Source organism: Achromobacter sp. ACM03 (assembly GCF_014851665.1).
Classification (GTDB): Bacteria; Pseudomonadota; Gammaproteobacteria; order Burkholderiales; family Burkholderiaceae_B; genus Achromobacter; species Achromobacter aegrifaciens.
Window position 1 is genome coordinate 356,984 of the sequence record NZ_JACVAD010000001.1, and the last position, 20,097, is coordinate 377,080.

Sequence of the window (20,097 nt, forward strand, 5' to 3'; positions counted from 1 at the left end):
ATTGTATGCGGTCCCGGCGGCGCTGGCGATGCCAGGCGCCCGTGATCAGGCGGCGCGCTGCTGGGCTTCCTCGCCCGCCAGGGCGTCCAGGACGTCGCGTTCGAACTGCATCTGGCTGCGCGGCCGCGTCAGCGCCGAACCGTCGACGATGAATACGTCCTCGACCCGGTCCCCCAGCGTCATGATCTTGGCCATCAGCAGGTTCACTTCGTGCCCGGCGAAGACGCGCGCCAGCGCGTGCAGCAAGCCGGGGCGGTCGGTCGCGGTTACCGACAGGCGCCAGGAGGTGCTGCGCTCGTCGGGCTGCAGTTCGGCCTGCGGCATGACCGGGAACACCCGTGACACGCGGGACTGCCGGCCGCGGCCGTAGTAGCCGCCGCGCGCGGGCTGTTGCAAGGCGGCGGCGTGCGGGTCCTTGAGGCGTTCGGCCAGCTCGTGTTCGACCAGGGTGGCCTGGGCGCGCAGGTCGCTGGCGCCTTCCGGCAACAGCACGATGAAGCTGTCCAGCGCCCAGCCGTGGCGCGTGGTGTGGATGCGCGCATCCTGAATGGATAGCGATTTGGCGTCGAAATAGCCGCAGATCGCCACGAACAGGTCGGGCGCATCGCGGGTGTACACCATGATCTGCAGGCCTTCGCCATGTTCGGTGGGGCGGGCCTTGACCACAGCCTGCGCTGGCGCGACCTGATGATAAAGATGGCGCGTGTGCCAGGCGATGTCCGAGGCGTCGTGGCGCAGGAAATACGCCACGTCGAGCTGGTTCCAGAAGGCTTCCCGGGCATCGTCGCGCAGGCCCGCCAGTCGGGTCAGGCGGGCGGCTTCTTCCTTGCGCTCGGTCAGGACGGTGTGGGCGTCGGCGTGGGCGCCGCCCAGGGCGGCCAGCGTCAGCTTGTACAGGTCTTCCAGCAACTTGCCTTTCCAGGCATTCCAGACCTTGGGGCTGGTGCCGCGGATATCGGCGACCGTCAGCAGGTACAGGGCGGTCAGGTGGCGTTCGTCCTTCACGGTGGCGGCGAAGTCCTGCGCCACGGCCGGATCGGACAGGTCGCGCTTCTGCGCCACGGCCGACATCAGCAGGTGCTGGCGGACCAGGAATTCGACCAGCTTGGCGTCCTCGGGCTCCATGCCGTGGTCTTGGGCGAACTTGCGCACTTCGCGCGCGCCCAGTTCGGAATGGTCGCCGCCGCGGCCCTTGGCAATGTCGTGGAACAGCGCGGCCACATACAGCAGCCAGTGCCGGTCCAGGCCGGCGATCAGCTGGCTGGCCAGCGGATATTCCTGGGCATGCTCCGGCATGGTGAAGCGGCGCAGGTTGCGCACCACCGCCAGCGTGTGCTGATCCACCGTATAGGCGTGGAACAGGTCATGCTGCATCTGGCCGACGATGCGGCGGAATACCGGCAGATAGCGCGGCAGGATGTTCAGCATGGTCATGCGCCGCAGCTCATGCACTATGCCGCGCGGCTGCTGCAGGATCTGCAGGAACAGCTTGCGGTTGACCGGGTTGCGGCGGAATTGCGCGTCGATGCGGTGGCGCGAATGCCAGATGGCGCGCAGCGTGCGCGCCGACATGCCGGTCAGTTCCGGATGCTGTTGCATCACCAGGAAGGCCCGCAGCAGCAGGGTGGGATTGCGCTCGAAACCGTCGTCGCGAATGATGTCCAGGCGGTCGCGCAGATTGCGGAAGTCGTCGTCGATGTCGCGCGCGTCGCTGTCCGGACGCGGGAACAGCCGTTCCTCGATGTTCTGCACCAGGATGCCGTTCAGCTGGGTCACCAGCCGCGCCGCCCAGTAGTAGCGCTGCATCAGCAGCTCGCTGCCGCGGCGGGTGGCGGTGGCATGGATGCCATAGACTTCGGCCAGGGCGGGCTGCAGGTCGAACAGCACGCGGTCTTCGCGCCGGTTCGCCAGCAGGTGCAATTCGATGCGCAGGCGCTTGAAGGCTTGTTCTGCTTTGCGCAGGTCGCGCGCCTCGGACGAGGTCAGCAGGCCGGCTTGCGCCACGGAGCGCCAGCTGTTGCCAAAGCCGGCTGCCCGGGCCATCCACAGGATGACCTGCAGGTCGCGCAGTCCGCCCGGCGACTCCTTGCAGTTCGGCTCCAGCGCATAGGGCGTGTCCTGGTAGCGCGCGTGGCGCTGCTGCATTTCGACGCGCTTGGCGCGAAAGAACGCGCGCGGGTCCAGGCGCGACTTGGTCGCGGCTTCGAAGGCCTTCATCAGCGTGCGGCTGCCCGCCAGCCAGCGGGATTCCAGCAAAGCCGTTTCCACGGTGATATCGGCGTCCGCCTCGCGTTCGCAGTCCTCGATGGTGCGCACGCTATGGCCCGGCTCCAGGCCCAGGTCCCACAGCGAGGCCACCAGCTTTTCGATGGCCGACTCGTCCTCGGGCGTGGGAGCGTGCGGCAGCAGGATCAGCAGGTCCACGTCGGAGTGCGGGTAAAGCTCGCCCCGGCCATAGCCGCCCACGGCCGCCAGCGTGGCGCCGGCGGGCAGGGGGCAATGCTTGATCAGGTCGCGCAGCGCGGCGTCGACGATGCGGCGCAGCTCGGACAGTAGGGTGTCTGGCCGCAGGTGCGTGCGGAATTGCGCCACCGCGGTCCGCCGGGCTTCCTGGATGCGTTCGCGCAGGGCGCTGAGAATGGCGGCGGTCATGGTGGCTAAGGTTGTGTGTCAGACGGCTGGGATGACCAGGGGTTCGGTGACGAAGGCGGGCGGCTTGGGCATCCCCGGCGACAGGGTCAACACTTCGTAGCCGGTCTCGGTGACACAGACAGCATGCTCCCATTGGGCCGACAGGCTGTGGTCGCGGGTGACGACCGTCCAGCCGTCGGACAGCTGGCGGATCTCACGGCGGCCCGCATTGATCATCGGTTCAATGGTGAACAGCATGCCCGTCGTCAGCTTCACGCCCGTACCCGGCTTGCCATAGTGCAGCACCTGCGGGTCTTCGTGGAAGCGCTGGCCGATGCCGTGGCCGCAGAACTCGCGCACCACCGAAAAGCCGTTGGCCTCGGCGTGCTTCTGGATCGCGTTGCCGATGTCGCCCAACGTGGCCCCGTTTTTCACCTGCTGGATGCCCTTCCACATGCACTCGAAGGTGATCTCGGTCAGGCGGCGCGACAATATGGATTGTTCGCCCACTGCGTACATGCGGCTGGTGTCGCCGAACCAGCCATCCTTGATGATGGTGACGTCGATATTCAGCGAATCGCCGTTTTTCAACACCTTGTCGCCCGGGATGCCATGGCAGACCTGGTGGTTGACCGAGGTACAGATGGCGCCGGGGAAGGGCGGGTAGCCCGGGGGCGCATAGCCCACCGTGGCCGATTTCACGCCCAGCTCATCGGTCAGGTACTCCAGGCAGAGGCGGTCCAGCTCTCCGGTGGTGACCCCAGGCTTGACGTGCGGCGTGATGAAATCGAGGACTTTGGCCGCATCCTGGCAGGCGGCGCGCATCTTGGCCAGGTCGGCTTGATTGGTGATAGTGCCCATGGAATAGCTTGGCGATGTCTCGCTTGAATGTCTGCTTGAAAGAATAGTAGAATTATAGGCTTCCCTAAAATTTTGGGGAGCAATCGGGTTACGGCAAAGGCCGAACCCGGCGGGTGCAGGCAGCGGAACCGATGTCACGCAAACCCGGCAGGTAGTCTGGCAGCAGGTCCTTTCATAGTGATCGGCGGCGCGCCCTGAAGTTTCACCGCAAGCGAAGGTTGTGGAGCGAAATCGGGCAGGTCGTTGGTTCCGTGGGTGGGCACGCAGGCAGGAAACCAGTCGGGCGGGCGGAGCGGCGGCAAATTCGATGCAGGCGCCAGGCTGGGGACGCGGCGTGCTTGTAAGCCCGGTCATGTTTTAGAGCGGCGATGCAGGCTCAGGGTTTGGACTCGGTATGGATGTCGGCTTAAGTTCTTGAAAACGTTCGCGTTTTCTTAAGAAATGCCCCGATGGTCTGATGCGCGGTCGAACTGAAGCTAGGGTGTGACAACCCCGCGCTTGAACGCGAAGAGCTGGATTTTCCAGAGCTGGATTTCGCCGCCAACAAAACAGGTCCGGGTGCGCTTTCGGGAAACCGCCGGAAACTTCCAGGAAATTCCTGGTGGGTCTGGAAAAGCGCCTGCAAGCATGCGGTGCAAGGCTCTTGGTCGTGGCGGCCGTCTGGGTTTATCGCGGCAGCGTAGTAGAAGGCGCCCCAGGGCGTCGCAGTTATTGCGGCAGTGATCGGTCGGCCCGGTTAAAATTTTGTCATCCCGCATTTGCGGGAAATCGCGCGCAACACCACCCAGGGTGTCAGCCAGAGGCTGATGCAGGTGCGGCGCAAGAAATCAACCCTTGGAGAAAGTTATGTCTTTGATGCGCGAAATGCTGGAAGCGGGTGTCCACTTTGGTCACCAGACCCGCTACTGGAACCCCAAGATGGCCCCCTTCATCTTCGGCCATCGCAACAAGATTCACATCATCAACCTGGAAAAGACGGTTGATAAGTACCAGGAAGCCACCAAGTTCGTGAAGCAGCTGGCTGCTCGCGGCGGCAACATCCTGTTCGTCGGCACCAAGCGCGCTGCTCGCGAGCTGGTCGCCGCTGAAGCCTCCCGTTGCGGCATGCCCTTCGTCGACGCCCGCTGGCTCGGCGGCATGCTGACCAACTTCAAGACGGTCAAGACCTCGGTCAAGCGCCTGAAGGACATGGAAGCCGTGGTCGCCGAAGGCGGCGCCGAGCGCATGATCAAGAAGGAAGGCCTGCTGTTCCAGCGCGAACTGGAAAAGCTGAACAAGTCGATCGGCGGCATCAAGGACATGAACGGTCTGCCTGACGCCATTTTCGTGATCGACGTCGGCTACCACAAGATCGCCATCGCCGAAGCCAAGACCCTGGGTATCCCCGTGGTCGCCGTGGTTGACACCAACCACTCGCCCGAAGGCATCGACTACGTCATCCCCGGCAACGACGACTCGGCCAAGGCCATCGCGCTGTACGCCAAGGGCATCGCCGACGCCGTGCTGGAAGGCCGCGAACAGAACCTGAACGGTCTGGTCGAAGAACTGGGCGAAGGCCAGGAAGAGTTCGTCGAAGTGCAGGACAACCAGGCCTAAGCCTGTTGTCATGTCCGGCGGTTAGCGTCTGGGAGCGGTGCCGAAATCGGTCCGCTCCCGCCTCGCCGGCAATGCGAAGGTGGGCTCCCATCTTCCTGATCCGCTAGTCGCGGATGTCCCATCGAATCAAACCACTGTCCCGGTTTCCCGGGGCATGTTCTAGCAAATTGGAGCAAACATGGCTGAAATTACCGCTGCCCTGGTCAAGGAACTGCGCGAAAAGACCGACGCGCCCATGATGGAGTGCAAGAAGGCCTTGACGGAAGCCGAGGGTGACCTGGCCCGCGCCGAGGAAATCCTGCGCGTCAAGCTGGGCAACAAAGCCAGCAAGGCTGCCGCCCGCGTCACCGCTGAAGGCCTGATCGGTCTGTTCATCTCCGCCGACGCCAAGAAGGGCGCCGTCATCGAAATCAACTGCGAAACCGACTTCGTCGCCAAGAACGACGACTTCGTCGGCTTCGTGAACAAGCTGGCCGAGCTGGTCGCCACGCAGAACCCCGCCACCGTGGAAGCCCTGTCGGCGCTGCCCTACGGCGACGGCACGGTCGAAAGCACCCGCACCGCCCTGATCGGCAAGATCGGCGAAAACATCTCGATCCGCCGCTTCGAGCGCATCGAGACCCCGAACTCGCTGGCCAGCTACGTGCACGGCGGCAAGATCGGCGTGCTGGTCGAATACACCGGCGCGGAAGAAGTGGGCAAGGACCTGGCGATGCACATCGCCGCCACCAAGCCCAAGGCCCTGAACGCCGACGGCGTGAACCCCGCCGACATCGCCGCCGAACGCTCGGTCGCCGAACAGAAGGCTGCCGAATCGGGCAAGCCGGCTGACATCGTCGCCAAGATGGTCGAAGGCTCGGTCGCCAAGTTCCTGAAGGAAGTCACCCTGCTGTCGCAGCCGTTCGTCAAGAGCGACAAGCACAGCGTTGAGCAGATGCTCAAGGAAAAGGGCGCTTCGATCAGCAAGTTCGTGCTGTTCGTTGTCGGCGAAGGTATCGAGAAGAAGACCAGCGATTTCGCCGCTGAGGTCGCCGCTGCCGCCGCCGGCCGCGCCTGACCCAGGGTAGTGCTTAAGGGCCGGCGCTAGATTAAATTCTAGTCCGGCCTATTTCTTGTCTTACACTTTCGTCGGATTGTTCTTCGGGATATCACCTATGAGCAGCAGAGCATACAAACGGGTTCTTCTCAAACTTTCCGGCGAGGCGCTGATGGGCGACGATGCATTTGGCATCAACCGCTCCACCATCGTCCGCATGACCGATGAGGTCGCTGAAGTCGCCGCCACGGGCGTCGAGCTGGCCATCGTCATCGGCGGGGGCAATATTTTCCGTGGCGTCGCCCCGGGCGCGCAGGGCATGGACCGCGCAACCGCCGACTACATGGGCATGATGGCCACCATCATGAACGCGCTTGCGCTGCAAGACGCGCTCAAGCACAAGGGTGTCGACACCCGCGTGCAATCGGCCTTGAACATCGATCAGGTCGTCGAGCCGTACATCCGTCCGAAGGCGCTGCGCTACCTCGAAGAGGGCAAGGTCGTCATCTTCGCGGCAGGTACCGGCAACCCCTTCTTCACCACGGACACGGCCGCTGCGTTGCGCGGCGCCGAGATCGGGGCGGAGATCGTGCTGAAGGCCACCAAGGTCGACGGCATCTACAGCGCGGATCCCAACAAGGATCCCACCGCCACGCGTTACTCGCGCATCAGCTTCGACGAAGCGATCGTCCGCCGGCTGGAAGTCATGGACGCCACCGCCTTTGCGCTGTGCCGTGACCAGAAGCTGCCGATCAAAGTGTTTTCGATCAATAAGTCCGGCGCCCTCAAGCGGGTCGTCAGCGGCGAAGACGAAGGCACCTTGGTACACGTCTAAAGAAAAGGAAATTCCATGAGCGTCGCAGAAATCCGCAAATCCGCCGAAGCCAGGATGGCCAAGTCGCTTGACACGCTCAAGACCAACCTGGCCAAGATCCGCACGGGCCGCGCCCATACCGGCATCCTGGACCACGTGCAGGTCGAGTACTACGGCTCGCCCGTGCCGATCAGCCAGGTTGGCAACGTGAACCTCGTGGACGCCCGCACCATCAGCGTGCAGCCCTACGAGAAGAGCATGGCCTCCGCGATCGAAAAGGCGATCCGCGAATCGGACCTGGGCCTGAACCCCATGTCGATGGGCGACACCATCCGCGTGCCGATGCCCGCGCTGACCGAAGAGCGCCGCCGCGACCTGACCAAGGTTGTCCGCAGCGAAGGCGAGGACGCCAAGGTGGCCGTGCGCAACCTGCGCCGGGAAGCCAACGAAGCGCTGAAGAAGCTGGTCAAGGACAAGGAAATCTCCGAGGACGACGAACGCCGTTCGCAGGACGACGTCCAGAAACTGACCGATCGCAGCGTGGCCGAAATCGACAAGATGGTTACGCAGAAAGAAGCGGAAATCATGACCGTATAATTCCTGGATGCCGCCAGGGTGATAGGCTAGTGCGTATCCCCCTGGCAACCAGGATATCCTGCCTGAGCGCCGTCCTGTCCATTGGTTCGCAGCATTGCTGCTTAGCGGTGGAACGACGGCGCAGGCTTTTCTTCACGTAGTTCCGTTTTCGCCGTTTCACCGCGCGCAACCCCAGACCAATGGCAACCAGTTCGACCCAGGCGGTTCCCGCTACCCGCGACATTCCCGAGCACGTCGCCATCATCATGGATGGCAATGGCCGGTGGGCGACGAGGCGGCTGCTTCCGCGCACTGCGGGCCATGCCAAGGGCGTGCAGGCGGTGCGGCGCGTGGTCGAGGCGTGCGGGCGCGCCGGCGTGCGCTATCTGACGCTGTTCGCCTTCAGTTCCGAGAACTGGCGCCGCCCGGCCGAGGAAGTGTCGCTGCTCATGCGCCTGTTCGTGCAGGCGCTGGAGCGCGAGATCGGCAAGCTGGAAGAGCAGGGCGTGCGTCTGCACGTCATCGGCGACCTGTCGGCCTTCGAGCCCCGTTTGCAAGAGCTGATCTTCGCGGCGCAGGAGCGCACGGCCCACAACGACCGCCTGCACCTGACGGTTGCCGCCAACTATGGCGGACGCTGGGACATCCTTCAGGCCACCCGCGCCATGCTGGCCGCCGAGCCCGCATTGGCCACTCAGCCCCAGTTGGTGGACGAGGAGCGCCTGGCGCGCCATCTGTCCATGGCCTGGGCGCCAGAACCCGACCTGTTCATCCGCACCGGCGGCGAACAGCGCATTTCCAATTTCCTGATCTGGCAGATGGCTTACGCGGAGTTCTACTTCACGGACCGCTACTGGCCGGATTTCGGCGCCGCCGAGCTCGCGGCCGCCTTTGACTGGTACCGCACGCGCGAACGCCGTTTCGGCCGTACCAGCGCGCAACTCAGCGAAAACGGCGCGAAATAAAACGGACGGCGACTAGCGCGTCTTTCCAGGGCTGTACACGAGGAGACCGTCATATGTTGGGCCAGCGTATCGTTACCGCAGTCGTTCTGTTGGCCGTTCTGGCTGCCGCGATGATCAGCGCGAACCCGTGGTGGTTCGTTGCGCTTCTGGCTCTGGCGGCCGCCTGCGCCAATTGGGAGTGGCTCCGCCTGACCTTGCCGCAACCGCCTTCCCCTCTCATTGCCGTCGGCGTTGCCGTCCTGCTGTTCGCGGGCATGCTGGCGTTGGCCTCCGCATGGCTCGCGGGACAGAATGCCGGAATCACAGATCCCGTCTGGGTGCTGCGCTACGTAGTGCCGGCGGTGGCCGCGGTCTGGCTGTTCGGCGGCCTGACGGCGGTGGTGCGCGGGCGTTCCGATGCGCCTCCCGCCAGTGTGGGCTGGTCGATTTTCTCCGTGCCCGCGGCGTTTGCCGCCTGGGCCGTGCTGGCGCAGATGTTCGTGGCGCATGGCGCCGGTTTCGTAGTGTCGCTGCTGGCGCTGGTCTGGGTCGCCGATATTGCCGCTTATTTTGCCGGCAGAGCCTTCGGCAAGCGTAAACTGGCCCCGCGGGTCAGCCCGGGCAAAACGATCGCAGGCGCGGTCGCTGGCGTCCTGGGGGCGGTGGTCTGGATCGGTCTTTCCAGCCTGTGGGAAGGCACGTACGGCCACGCGCTGGTCGAACGCTGGACCTTCTGGCTGGCGCTGCCCATTGCCGCCGTGCTTGGCGTGCTGTCGATCGTGGGCGACCTGTTCGAATCGCTGCTCAAGCGGCGCGCCGGACGCAAGGATTCCAGCACGCTGCTGCCTGGCCACGGCGGGGTCTATGACCGCATCGACGCGATTCTCCCGGTCGCGCCGTTTGCGCTACTTTTGTCTGGAGTGTTGTTTTGACGGCTTTTCAACGCGTCGTCGTGCTGGGATCGACCGGTTCGATCGGTGAAAGCACGCTGGATGTGATCGCCCGCCACCCCGAGCGCCTGGCGGTTTATGCGCTATCGGCGTACAGCCAGATGACGCGCCTGGCGGAGCAGGCACAGGCCAGCCGCGCCGCGGTCGTGGTGGTGCCCGACTCTGCGGCGCGCGAGAAATTCATTGCTGCATGGGCTGGCGGCCAGTCCATGCCGGAAATCCGCGTCGGCGCCCAGGCGCTGGCCGATACCGCCGCCGATCCCCAATGCGACTCCGTCATGGCGGCCATCGTGGGGGCCGCGGGCCTGCCCGCCGCCCTGGCGGCTGCCCGCAGCGGCAAGCGCGTCTTGCTGGCCAACAAGGAGGCGCTGGTTGCGGCCGGCTCGCTTTTCATGCAGGCCATACGTGACAACGGCGCCGAACTGCTGCCTATCGACAGCGAACATAACGCCATTTTCCAATGTCTGCCTCACGGCGGACGAGCCGTCGCGCCGGATAGCCCCGCACCCGGCGTGCGCCGGCTGCTGTTGACCGCTTCCGGCGGTCCGTTCCGCGGGCGCGACCTGGAAGACCTGCACGACGTGACGCCGGCCCAGGCTTGCGCCCACCCGAACTGGAGCATGGGCCGCAAGATTTCGGTCGATTCCGCCACCATGCTCAACAAGGGGCTCGAGGTGATCGAGGCGCATTGGCTGTTCGCCATGCCTGCTGATCGCATCGAGGTGGTGGTGCACCCCCAGAGCGTGGTGCACTCCATGGTCGAGTACGACGACGGCTCCGTGCTGGCGCAGCTCGGCCAGCCCGACATGCGCACGCCCATTGCCTATGGCCTGGGCTTTCCCGAACGCCTGGACAGCGGCGTCGGCCCGCTGGATCTGACGCGGCTGGGGCGTCTGGACTTCGAGAAGCCCGATCTGGCGCGTTTTCCGTGCCTGGCCTTGTCGTTTGCGGCGCTGCGAGCCGGGCAGGGGGCCTGCGTGGCATTGAATGCCGCCAACGAGATCGCCGTGGAGGCCTTCCTGAGCGGCCGGCTGCCCTATACCTGGATTCCGCGGGTAATCGAGGCTTCCCTGGAGTGGCAGGCACGGCAAGCATCTGTTACGCTCAACAGTCTTGACGACGTGCTCGCGCTGGATTCTGACGCGCGCGTCTTCGCTGGCAACCTGGGCCTGGCCTGATGCGGGCTCGGTCGCCCGTCCGCCGGCCTCTGATTTCCTAGATTTCTTCGATTCCGATGCTTTTCACCCTGCTGGCCTTTGCGGTTGCGCTTGGCACCCTGATCATCTTCCATGAACTGGGGCACTATTGGGTGGCCCGCCTGTGTGGCGTGAAAGTGCTGCGCTTCTCGGTGGGGTTCGGCAAGGTCATCCTGCGGCGCACCGACCGCCACGGCACGGAATGGGCGGTCTCGGCGCTGCCGCTGGGCGGCTACGTCAAGATGCAGGACGATCCCCCCGCCGGCGCGAGCCCGGCGGAAGTGGCAGGGGCCTTCAATAGCAAGCCCGTCGGCCAGCGTATCGCCATCGTTGCCGCCGGCCCCATTTTCAACCTGATACTCGCGGTCTTCCTCTATGCCGGCCTGAACATGGCCGGCACCGAGGAGCCCGTGGCTGTCATCGCCCAGCCCGCGGCGGACACGCCTGCCGCGCGCGCCGGCCTGCTCTCTGGCGACCGCATCCTGGCCATCGACGGCGAAGAGGTCGCTTCCTGGTCCGACGCGCGCTGGCGCCTGATGGACGTCATGGCTACTGGCGGCAGCGCCAGGATCGAGGTCAAGACCCCTGCGGGCGCCGTCCAGCAGCGTGAACTGGTCCTGCCGTCCAACACCATGGATCCGGCCGGCGGCGACCCGCTGGCCGCGGCCGGCGTGCGCCTGGCTCAGCCCAAGCCCGCAGTGCGTGTCGTCAATGATGGCGGCGAAGGGCAGGCGGCCGGGCTGCGGACGGGCGACCTCATCCTGGCCGTGAACGGCGTTCCCACCCCGGATACCGGCGCGCTGGTGCGGCAGATTCAAGAAAGCGCCGGCAAGACCCTGGCACTGACGCTGGCGCGCGACGGCGCCAATATCTCCCTGAACGCCACGCCCCGCGCCGAGACCGTCAACGGCCAGGTGATCGGCCGCCTGGGCGTCCAGCTGGGTGGCGACGTTCCCATGGTGACCGTGCGCTATGGCGTATTCGAAAGCCTGTGGAAGGGCGCCGTGCGCACCTGGGATACCGCCTGGTTCTCGCTGCGCATGATGGGGCGCATGATCACGGGCGACGTTTCCTGGCGCAATGTCAGCGGCCCCGTGACCATCGCGGACTACGCCGGCCAGACCGCCAGAATCGGAATTGTTGCGTATATCGCTTATATCGCCTTGATCAGCATCAGCCTGGGCGTACTAAATTTGCTGCCTATTCCCATGCTGGACGGTGGCCATCTGCTGTACTATCTCGTCGAAATTGTGCGGGGTAGCCCGCCGCCAGCAAGGTGGATCGATATCGGACAGCGCGCCGGCATAGGTTTATTGGCAAGCCTGATGGGGCTTGCGCTGTTCAATGATTTCACGCGTTTGTTCACTTGAACGCGATTTAGCATAAAATCCCCCGCCATTTGCACGACCGAGGATACTCAAGGATGTCTTTTCGCCGGATGTTTCATCACAAAAAGGGTGTACTGCCGGGTTTGATCGCCGCACTGCTGGTTCCGGCCATCGCCCACGCCTTCGACCCTTTTGTCGTGCGGGATATCCGCGTAGAGGGTATTCAACGAACTGACGCCGGCACCGTCTTCGGCTATCTCCCCGTCAAAGTGGGCGAAAAGTTCACCGAAGAAGAAGCCACTGAAGCCATCCGCCGCTTGTACGGCACCGGCTTCTTCACCGACGTACAGATCCAGACGGACAACAACGTCGTCGTGGTGGTCGTGCAGGAACGCCCCACGATCGCGTCGGTGAACTTCAACGGCATGCGCGAGTTCGACTCCAAGGCCATCACCACGTCGCTGGCCCAAGTGGGCTTCGCCGAAGGCCGCATCTTCGACCGCTCCATGCTCGAGCGCGCCGAATACGAACTGAAGCAGCAGTACCTGTCCAAGGGCAAGTACGGCATCGAAGTGACCTCCACCGTGACCCCGCTGCCGCGCAACCGCGTGGGCGTGAGCTTCGACGTGTTCGAAGGCTCGGTCGCGCGGATCCAGGAAATCCGCTTCGTGGGCAACAAGGCTTTCTCGGAGAGCGACCTGCTCGACGAATTCAAGCTGACCACGCCTGGCTGGTTGACCTGGTATACCGATACCGACAAGTACTCGCGCGAAAAGCTCGAGGGCGACCTGGAGCGCCTGCGCTCCTTCTACCTGGACCAGGGCTACCTCGAATTCTCGGTCGAGCCGCCCCAGGTCACGATTTCGCCCGACCGCAAGGACATCCGGATCACGATTACCGTGCACGAAGGCGAGCCCTACAAGGTGCGCAGCGTGAAGCTGGCCGGCAATCTGCTGGGCCTGGACAAGGAAATCAACGCGCTGGTGGAAATCAAGCCGGACGAAACGTTCTCGGCCGCCAAGGCCAACGGTTCGGCCAAGGCCATCACCGACTACCTGGGCGAACTGGGCTACGCGTTTGCCAACGTCAACCCGAACCCGCAGCTGGACCGCGCCAAGCATGAGGCCGACCTGACGTTCTACGTCGATCCCAGCCGCCGCGTGTACGTGCGCCGCATCCAGATCGGCGGCAATACCCGCACGCGCGACGAAGTCGTTCGCCGCGAAATGCGCCAGCAGGAAGCCGCCTGGTACGACGCCAAGGACATCAAGGCCTCGCGCGACCGTGTCGACCGCCTGGGCTATTTCAGCGACGTCAACGTCAAGACCGATCCGGTTCCGGGTTCGCCCGACCAGGTCGACGTCAACGTCGACGTCAAGGAAAAGCCCACCGGCATGATCAACTTGGGCGTGGGTTATGGCTCGTCCGAAAAGGCCATTCTGTCTGCCGGTATCAGCGAAGACAACGTCTTTGGCAGCGGTACCAACCTGACCCTGCAACTGAACACCAGCAAGACCAACCGCGCCATCGTGCTGTCGCATACCGATCCGTACTGGACCAAGGACGGCATCAGCCGCACCACGTCCGCCTACTATCGCGTGACCGAGCCCTGGAACAACAACGACGGCGACTACCGCGTCAAGGCCATGGGCCTGGGCATGAACTTCGGCGTGCCGATCTCGGAATACGACCGGATCATGCTGGGCGCGAACGTCGAACGTAACCAGATCGACCTTTTCAACAACTCGCCGGCGGCCTACGAGAAGTTCGTCAAGGACTATGGCGACGCTACCAACTCGGTGATCTTCACCACCGGCTGGACCAAGGACACCCGCGACAGCGGCCTGGCGCCGACCAAGGGCGGGTACACCCGCCTGAAGGCCGACCTGTCGACCATCGATCTGCAGTACACGATGCTGACGGCCCAGCAGCAGTATTTCGTGCCGCTGGGCGGCTCCTACACCCTGGCCTTGAACGGCATGGTCGACTGGGGGCAGGGCTACGGCAGCAAGGATTACCCGATCATCAAGAACGTCTATGCCGGCGGTATTGGCACGGTACGCGGCTACGAGGGCTCGTCGCTGGGCCCGCGCGATACCAAGACGGGCGACTACCTGGGCGGCACGCGGCGCGTCATCGCGAACGCGCAGCTCTATCTGCCGTTCCCGGGCGCGTCGAAGGACCGCACCCTGCGCTGGTTCATTTTCTCGGACGCGGGCCAGGTTTCGGCCGGCAGCGGCCAGAGCTGCACCGGCGGCAAGCCTGGCAGCGAGGTCGAGGATCCGTGCGGCTGGCGCTTCTCGGCCGGTATCGGTCTGTCGTGGCAGTCGCCGATGGGGCCGCTGCAGCTGTCCTATGCCCGTCCGCTCAATTCGAAGTCGGGCGACGACAAGCAGAGCTTCCAGTTCCAGATCGGGACTGGTTTCTAAGCGCGCCGTTACGCTTGAAAACAAGGGAGAAGGGCGCACGGCCGGCTCCCTTGCTGTTTAGTGGCACAATACACACTTTGGCTTTGCCTTACTGGAAGGTGAGATTTTCATGATGTCTGATTCCGCACTTAAAACCTCGAAATCGCTGCGCACCACGCGCCGCGGCAAACTGGGCGGCTCCATTGCCCTGGTAGGTGCGCTCATTCTCGGTTCGGCTGCTGCGATTCCCGCGCAGGCCCAAGGCACGAAGATCGGTTTCGTCAATACCGAGCGGATCCTGCGCGAGTCGGGTCCGGCCAAGGCAGCGCAAAGCAAGATCGAAGCTGAATTCAAGAAGCGCGACGACGAGCTTCAGCGCCTGAACAACAGCCTGCGTTCGCAAGCCGAGAAGTTCGACAAGGACGCGCCTGTCCTGTCGGAGTCCGATCGCGTCAAGCGCCAGCGTGAACTGTCCAACCTGGATACCGACCTGCAGCGCAAGCGCCGCGAGTTCCAGGAAGACTTCAACCGCCGCCGCAACGAAGAATTCTCGGGCATCGTGACGAAGGCCAACGACGCCATCAAGCGCATCGCCGAGCAGGAAAACTACGACCTGATCATCCAGGACGCAGTGACCGTCAACCCGCGCATCGACATCACCGACAAGGTGATCCAGAGCCTGGGCAAGTAAGCAGCACCCGTCACGTTATGCCGGTTCTACTGGATCTTGCCCGCGCGCCAACGCTGGAAACACTGTTGAGCGCCGCCAACACCCAGGGGATGGACTGGCGCATCAGCGCGGTTCCCGGCGCGGACCCCATGCGGGTCTGCGGCATCGGAACCCTGTCATCGGCGGGTCGGCAGGAAATCGCTTTCCTGGCCAACCCCCGCTACCAGAGCCAGCTAGGCGCCACGCAGGCTGGCGCCGTCATCGTCTCGCCGGACGTGGCGCAGGCTCTGGAGGCCGAGGGCAACGCCCGGCCGCCGTTCGCGCTGGTCGTCTGTCAGCATCCCTATCTGCTTTACGCCCGCGTGGCGCAATGGTTCGATGCCGCGAGACGGCCCGAGTTGCCCGCGTCCACGCATCCTTCCGCGGTGGTCGCCGCTGACGCCATCATCGAAGAAGGCGTGCGCATCGGCCCGAATTGCGTCGTCGAATCCGGCGCCCGCATCGGCCGCGATACCGTGCTCGGACCTGGCTGCGTCATTGGCGCAGGCTCGTCCGTCGGCCCTGGCAGCCGGCTGTACGCCCACGTCACGCTGTACGACGGCGTCAAGGTGGGCGCACGCGCCATCATTCATAGCGGCGCTGTGCTGGGCGCGGATGGTTTCGGTTTCGCGCCGGATCCCACGCTGGGCAAGGGCGCCTGGGGCAAGATTCCCCAGCTCGGCGGCGTGACGGTCGGTGACGACGTCGAAATCGGCGCCAACACCACCGTCGACCGGGGCGCGCTGGAAGACACCGTCCTGGCCGATGGCGTCAAGCTGGACAACCAGATCATGGTGGCCCACAACTGCCGGATCGGCGCGCATACCGCGATTGCGGCCTGCGTGGGCGTGGCTGGCTCGACCACCATCGGCGAGCGCTGCACCATAGGCGGAGCGGCCATGCTGTCCGGACACCTCACGCTGGGCGACGATGTGCATGTCTCCGGCGGCACCGCGGTGACGTCCAGCATCTCGAAGCCTGGCCGCTACACCGGGGTCTTCCCGTACGCGGAACATGGCGAATGGCAGCGCAACGCCGCCGTGATACAACAGTTGGCGCAATTGCGCCGGCGCGTGCGGACGCTGGAAAAAGACTAGGGCGGCGCATCGCCGCCCCTGGCGCGTCCGCGCCGCACAATTACTTTACTTCGCAGGAAAGCATAGAAAAATGGAACTCGACATCAAGGGGATCATGGAGAGGCTGCCGCATCGTTATCCGATGCTGCTGATTGACCGCGTCGTCGAAATGGTGCCTGGCAAGTCCATCGTGGCCATCAAGAACGTCTCGATCAATGAACCGTTTTTCAACGGCCATTTCCCGCACCACCCGGTGATGCCGGGCGTGCTCATCGTGGAAGCCATGGCTCAGGCCTCCGCCCTGTTCTCGTTCACCGACGAGAATGGCGGCCTGAAGTGCGAAGGTTCCAAGACCGCGTATTACCTGGTCGGCATCGACGGCGCGCGTTTCCGCCGCCCCGTGGTGCCGGGCGACCAGTTGCGCATCGAGGTCGAAGCCGAACGCCTGAGCCGCAGCATCTGTAAGTATCAAGCGCGCGCGACGGTGGATGGCCAGGAAGTCGCTTCGGCCAAGCTGATGTGCGCGATTCGCAGCCTGGAAGAGTAAATGGCAGGAAACATTCACCCCACCGCCGTCGTTGATCCGGCGGCAAAGCTCGACCCGACCGTCGTGGTCGGTCCGTTCGCGACCATCGGTCCCAACGTGACCATAGGCGCGGGCACCGAGATCGGCCCGTACTGCATGGTGGACGGGGTGACGACCATCGGGCGCGACAACCGTTTCTACCGGTACTGCTCGATTGGCGGCATGCCGCAGGACAAGAAGTACCAGGGCGAGCCTACCCGCCTGGAAATCGGCGACCGCAATACGTTCCGGGAATTCGTCACGCTCAACACGGGCACCGTGCAGGACGGCGGCGTTACGACGATTGCCGACGACAACTGGGTCATGGCGTACGTGCACGTTGCACACGATTGCCACATCGGCAGCAACACCATCCTGGCCAATTCGGTGCAGCTGGGCGGCCACGTCCACGTTGGCGATTGGGCCATCGTGGGCGGCCTGACCGGCGTGCACCAGTTTTCGCGCATCGGCGCGCACAGCATGACGGGCGGCAACAGCTCCCTGATGCAGGACACGCCGCCGTTCGTGCTGGCTGCGGGCAATCCGTGCCGTCCGGTGGGCATCAACGTCGAAGGTCTGAAGCGCCGCGGCTTTACGGCCGCCGACATTGCGGCGCTGCGCGACGCCTACAAGATCATCTACCGCCGGGGCCTGTCCCTGGACGCGGCGCGGGCCGAACTGCGCGCCCGCCAGCAGGCGGAGCCCGAGGTCGCCCCGCACCTGCAGACCATGCTCGACTTCCTGGACGTCGCTAGCCGCGGCATCATCCGTCCATGAACGCTCGGATCGGCATGGTGGCCGGCGAGCCTTCGGGCGACCTGCTGGCCGGTCGCATCATTGCCGGTCTGCAAGCGCGCGACGCCGGCGTGCGCTGCGAGGGTATCGGCGGGCCGCAAATGCAGGCCCGCGGCTTCGATACCTGGTACCCCATGCATGCCTTGACCGTGTTCGGCTATGTCGACGCGCTCAAGCGCCTGCCCAGCCTGCTTGGCACCTATCGCGACGTCAAGCGGCGCTGGTTGGCGCAGCCGCCCGCCGTGTTCGTCGGTATCGATGCGCCGGACTTCAATCTGCGGCTGGAACACCAGTTGCGCCAGGCGGGCACGCCCACCGTGCATTTCGTCGGACCGTCGATCTGGGCCTGGCGCTATGAGCGGATCCATAAGATCCGCGAGTCGGTGTCGCACATGCTGGTGCTGTTCCCGTTCGAGGAAGAGATCTACCGCAAGGAAGGCATTCCGGTCACCTATGTGGGCCATCCGCTGGCTGGCGCCGTGCCCATGCAGCCCGACCGCGCCGCGGCGCGCGAGCGCCTGGGCATCGACCAGAATGCGCGCGTGCTGGCGATCCTGCCGGGTAGCCGCTCGTCGGAGATCCGTCTGCTGGCGCCGCGCTTCCTGCAAGCCGCGCAGATCCTGCAGAAGAAGGATCCGGCCCTGCAATGCGTCGTCCCCATGGTCAACGACCAGCGGCGCGCGGAGTTCCAGGCCATCCTGGCCCAATACCCCGTGCCTGGACTGCGCTGCGTCACCGCGAACGATCTGCACGGTGAGGGCGGAGAGCGCCAGGCGCCCGTGGCCTGGTCCGTCATGGAAGCGGCCACGGCAGTGCTGGTGGCCAGCGGCACCGCCACCCTGGAAACGGCGCTGTACAAGCGGCCCATGGTGATTTCCTACGTGCTGTCGCCCTGGATGCGCCGCATCATGGCCTGGAAGTCCGGCCAGCAGCGTCCCTACCTGCCCTGGGTGGGGTTGCCGAACGTACTGCTGCGCGATTTTGCCGTGCCGGAGCTGCTGCAGGACGACGCCACGCCCGAGAAACTCGCGGAGGCGACCTGGACGTCCCTGACCGACGACGCGGGCAGGGCGCGCATCGAAGCCCGCTTTACCGCCCTGCATCAGGAGCTGCTGCGCGACACGCCCGCGCTGGCTGCGCAGGCGATCCTGGAGGTGGCCGGTGGAGCAGCCTGACCTGTTCGCGGCTCCTGAACAGCCCGTCATGATCACGGCAGGCGTGGACGAGGCGGGCCGCGGCCCGCTGGCGGGCGCCGTGTACGCGGCGGCGGTCATTCTGGATCCGGCGCGGCCCATCGCGGGCCTGGCGGATTCCAAGGTGCTCAAGGCTGCCACGCGCGAGGCGCTGGCGCTCGAGATCCAGGAATTTGCCGTGGCCTGGTGCATCGCCAGCGCCAGCGTGGCCGAGATCGACAGCATGAACATCCTGCGCGCCACGATGCTGGCGATGCAGCGCGCGGTGCAGGGCTTGTCCACCTTGCCGCAGCTGGCGCTGGTGGATGGCAACCAGGCTCCCAAGCTCGGCTGCACCGTGCAGACCGTCATCAAGGGCGACGCCCTGGTGCCCGCGATTTCCGCGGCTTCCATTCTTGCCAAGACCGCGCGCGATGCAGACCTGCTGCGCCTGCATGCCCTCTATCCCCAATATGCCTTCGATCAGCACAAGGGTTATGGCACCCCGCTGCATCTGGAGATGCTGCGCGAGCACGGCCCCTGCGCCGAACACCGGCGCAGCTTCGCCCCCATCAAGGCCTTCGGCCTGACTTCATGAAGCACATCAGTTCTCGCGACAATCCCGCGGTCAAGGCGCTGGCCAAGCTGGCCGGCACGGCGGGCAAGCGCGGCGCGCCGGTGCTGCTGGATGGCGTCCACCTGTGCCAGGCCTGGTTGCAGCATCACGGCGCGCCCGATCAGGCCATCTTCGATGTGGAGCGCTTGTCCCAGCCCGACATAGCGGCGCTTGCGGCCGCTGTGCCGGACCGCGACTGCCTGGCCCTGGGCGCGCGCTTGATGCAGTCCCTGGCAGCCGTGGAAAGCGGGCAGGGCGTGGCCTTTCAGGTGACGCCGCCGGTTCTGGACTTGCCCGACGCTGTGGACGAGAACTGCGTGCTGTTCGACCGCATCCAGGATCCCGGCAATGTCGGCACGTTGCTGCGCACCTGCGCCGCAGCGGGCGTGAAGCGCGTCTTCCTGGCCACGGGCACGGCCGCGGCCTGGTCTCCCAAGGTGCTGCGCAGCGGCCAGGGCGCCCATTTCGCCTTGGCCATCCACGAACACGTGGATCTGGCTGCCTTGCTGCCGCGGCTGAAGGTGCCGCTGGTGGCGACCGCGCTGGACGGCGCGCGCGATCTGTACGAAGGCTTGTTGCCGGAACGTTGCGCCTGGGTGTTCGGCCACGAAGGCCAGGGCGTGGCAGCGGAGCTGATTGCCGCCGCCAGCCTCAAGGTGCGTATTCCGCACGACATGGTGGCGGTGGAATCGCTCAATGTGGGCGCCGCAGCCGCGATCTGCCTTTTCGAGCAGCGGCGCCAGGCTTTGCGCGGCAAGCCGGACTGAACGCCGATCTGCCCTTCGTTTCGCCGCTTTTCCGCGGATTGCGGGCACCGTCCCCTG

At 64.9% G+C, this 20,097-nt stretch carries 18 protein-coding genes; 16 read left to right on the forward strand and 2 right to left on the reverse strand.

Annotated features, from left to right (window positions below; genetic code table 11):
• Nucleotides 1–45: 45 nt before the first annotated feature.
• Complete coding sequence (locus IB257_RS01580) at nt 46–2,652, reverse strand: [protein-PII] uridylyltransferase (protein WP_192491766.1); 2,607 nt, start codon at nt 2,650–2,652, stop codon at nt 46–48.
• 18 nt (nt 2,653–2,670) lie between these two features.
• Nucleotides 2,671–3,492 (reverse strand): type I methionyl aminopeptidase, encoded by an 822-nt coding sequence (map, locus tag IB257_RS01585; RefSeq protein ID WP_119451964.1) that lies wholly within the window; start codon nt 3,490–3,492, stop codon nt 2,671–2,673.
• A gap of 846 nt (nt 3,493–4,338) precedes the next feature.
• Here map and rpsB point away from each other — a divergent pair.
• The 16 genes from rpsB (at nt 4,339) to IB257_RS01665 (ending at nt 20,040) form a co-directional block, all read left to right on the forward strand.
• A complete protein-coding gene (gene rpsB / locus IB257_RS01590) occupies nt 4,339–5,088 on the forward strand; it encodes a 30S ribosomal protein S2 (RefSeq protein WP_054456717.1) in 750 nt (249 codons plus the stop codon).
• Between the two features lie 178 nt (nt 5,089–5,266).
• On the forward strand, nt 5,267–6,145 hold the full coding sequence (gene tsf / locus IB257_RS01595; protein WP_119451963.1) for a translation elongation factor Ts: 879 nt from the start codon (nt 5,267–5,269) through the stop codon (nt 6,143–6,145).
• 97 nt (nt 6,146–6,242) lie between these two features.
• Entirely contained in the window at nt 6,243–6,959 is a 717-nt protein-coding gene (pyrH, locus tag IB257_RS01600) for a UMP kinase (RefSeq protein ID WP_013393440.1), read from the forward strand.
• A gap of 15 nt (nt 6,960–6,974) precedes the next feature.
• Nucleotides 6,975–7,535, forward strand: coding sequence for a ribosome recycling factor (frr, locus tag IB257_RS01605; protein WP_054456719.1), 561 nt, complete (start codon nt 6,975–6,977; stop codon nt 7,533–7,535).
• Nucleotides 7,536–7,714: 179 nt separating this feature from the next.
• Complete coding sequence (gene uppS, locus IB257_RS01610; protein ID WP_054456720.1) at nt 7,715–8,479, forward strand: polyprenyl diphosphate synthase; 765 nt, start codon at nt 7,715–7,717, stop codon at nt 8,477–8,479.
• Between the two features lie 53 nt (nt 8,480–8,532).
• Complete coding sequence (locus tag IB257_RS01615; protein ID WP_125470839.1) at nt 8,533–9,390, forward strand: phosphatidate cytidylyltransferase; 858 nt, start codon at nt 8,533–8,535, stop codon at nt 9,388–9,390.
• Complete coding sequence (locus tag IB257_RS01620; protein WP_054456722.1) at nt 9,387–10,586, forward strand: 1-deoxy-D-xylulose-5-phosphate reductoisomerase; 1,200 nt, start codon at nt 9,387–9,389, stop codon at nt 10,584–10,586. The genes IB257_RS01615 and IB257_RS01620 overlap by 4 nt, the downstream gene beginning before the upstream one ends.
• A 56-nt stretch (nt 10,587–10,642) precedes the next feature.
• The gene (rseP, locus tag IB257_RS01625) at nt 10,643–11,974 is read left to right on the forward strand and encodes an RIP metalloprotease RseP (protein ID WP_054456723.1); all 1,332 of its coding nucleotides are present in this window, start codon (nt 10,643–10,645) and stop codon (nt 11,972–11,974) included.
• 53 nt (nt 11,975–12,027) lie between these two features.
• Nucleotides 12,028–14,361: an outer membrane protein assembly factor BamA gene (gene bamA / locus IB257_RS01630; protein WP_192327481.1), complete on the forward strand. Its 2,334-nt coding sequence runs from the start codon at nt 12,028–12,030 to the stop codon at nt 14,359–14,361.
• 109 nt (nt 14,362–14,470) lie between these two features.
• Nucleotides 14,471–15,031: an OmpH family outer membrane protein gene (locus IB257_RS01635; protein ID WP_054456725.1), complete on the forward strand. Its 561-nt coding sequence runs from the start codon at nt 14,471–14,473 to the stop codon at nt 15,029–15,031.
• A 17-nt stretch (nt 15,032–15,048) separates the two neighbouring features.
• On the forward strand, nt 15,049–16,146 hold the full coding sequence (gene lpxD / locus IB257_RS01640) for a UDP-3-O-(3-hydroxymyristoyl)glucosamine N-acyltransferase (protein ID WP_118933669.1): 1,098 nt from the start codon (nt 15,049–15,051) through the stop codon (nt 16,144–16,146).
• A 70-nt stretch (nt 16,147–16,216) separates the two neighbouring features.
• A complete protein-coding gene (gene fabZ / locus IB257_RS01645) occupies nt 16,217–16,672 on the forward strand; it encodes a 3-hydroxyacyl-ACP dehydratase FabZ (RefSeq protein WP_008167730.1) in 456 nt (151 codons plus the stop codon).
• The gene (lpxA, locus tag IB257_RS01650; RefSeq protein WP_192491767.1) at nt 16,673–17,467 is read left to right on the forward strand and encodes an acyl-ACP--UDP-N-acetylglucosamine O-acyltransferase; all 795 of its coding nucleotides are present in this window, start codon (nt 16,673–16,675) and stop codon (nt 17,465–17,467) included.
• Nucleotides 17,464–18,660 carry a lipid-A-disaccharide synthase gene (gene lpxB / locus IB257_RS01655; protein ID WP_192491768.1) on the forward strand — a complete coding sequence of 399 codons (1,197 nt, stop codon included), beginning with the start codon at nt 17,464–17,466 and terminating at the stop codon, nt 18,658–18,660. Before lpxA ends, lpxB begins: the two co-directional genes overlap by 4 nt.
• Nucleotides 18,647–19,255, forward strand: a complete 609-nt coding sequence (gene rnhB / locus IB257_RS01660) for a ribonuclease HII (protein ID WP_370127902.1) — start codon at nt 18,647–18,649, stop codon at nt 19,253–19,255. Before lpxB ends, rnhB begins: the two co-directional genes overlap by 14 nt.
• Nucleotides 19,252–20,040, forward strand: a complete 789-nt coding sequence (locus IB257_RS01665) for an RNA methyltransferase (protein ID WP_192491769.1) — start codon at nt 19,252–19,254, stop codon at nt 20,038–20,040. Before rnhB ends, IB257_RS01665 begins: the two co-directional genes overlap by 4 nt.
• The last annotated feature ends 57 nt before the right edge of the window (nt 20,041–20,097 follow it).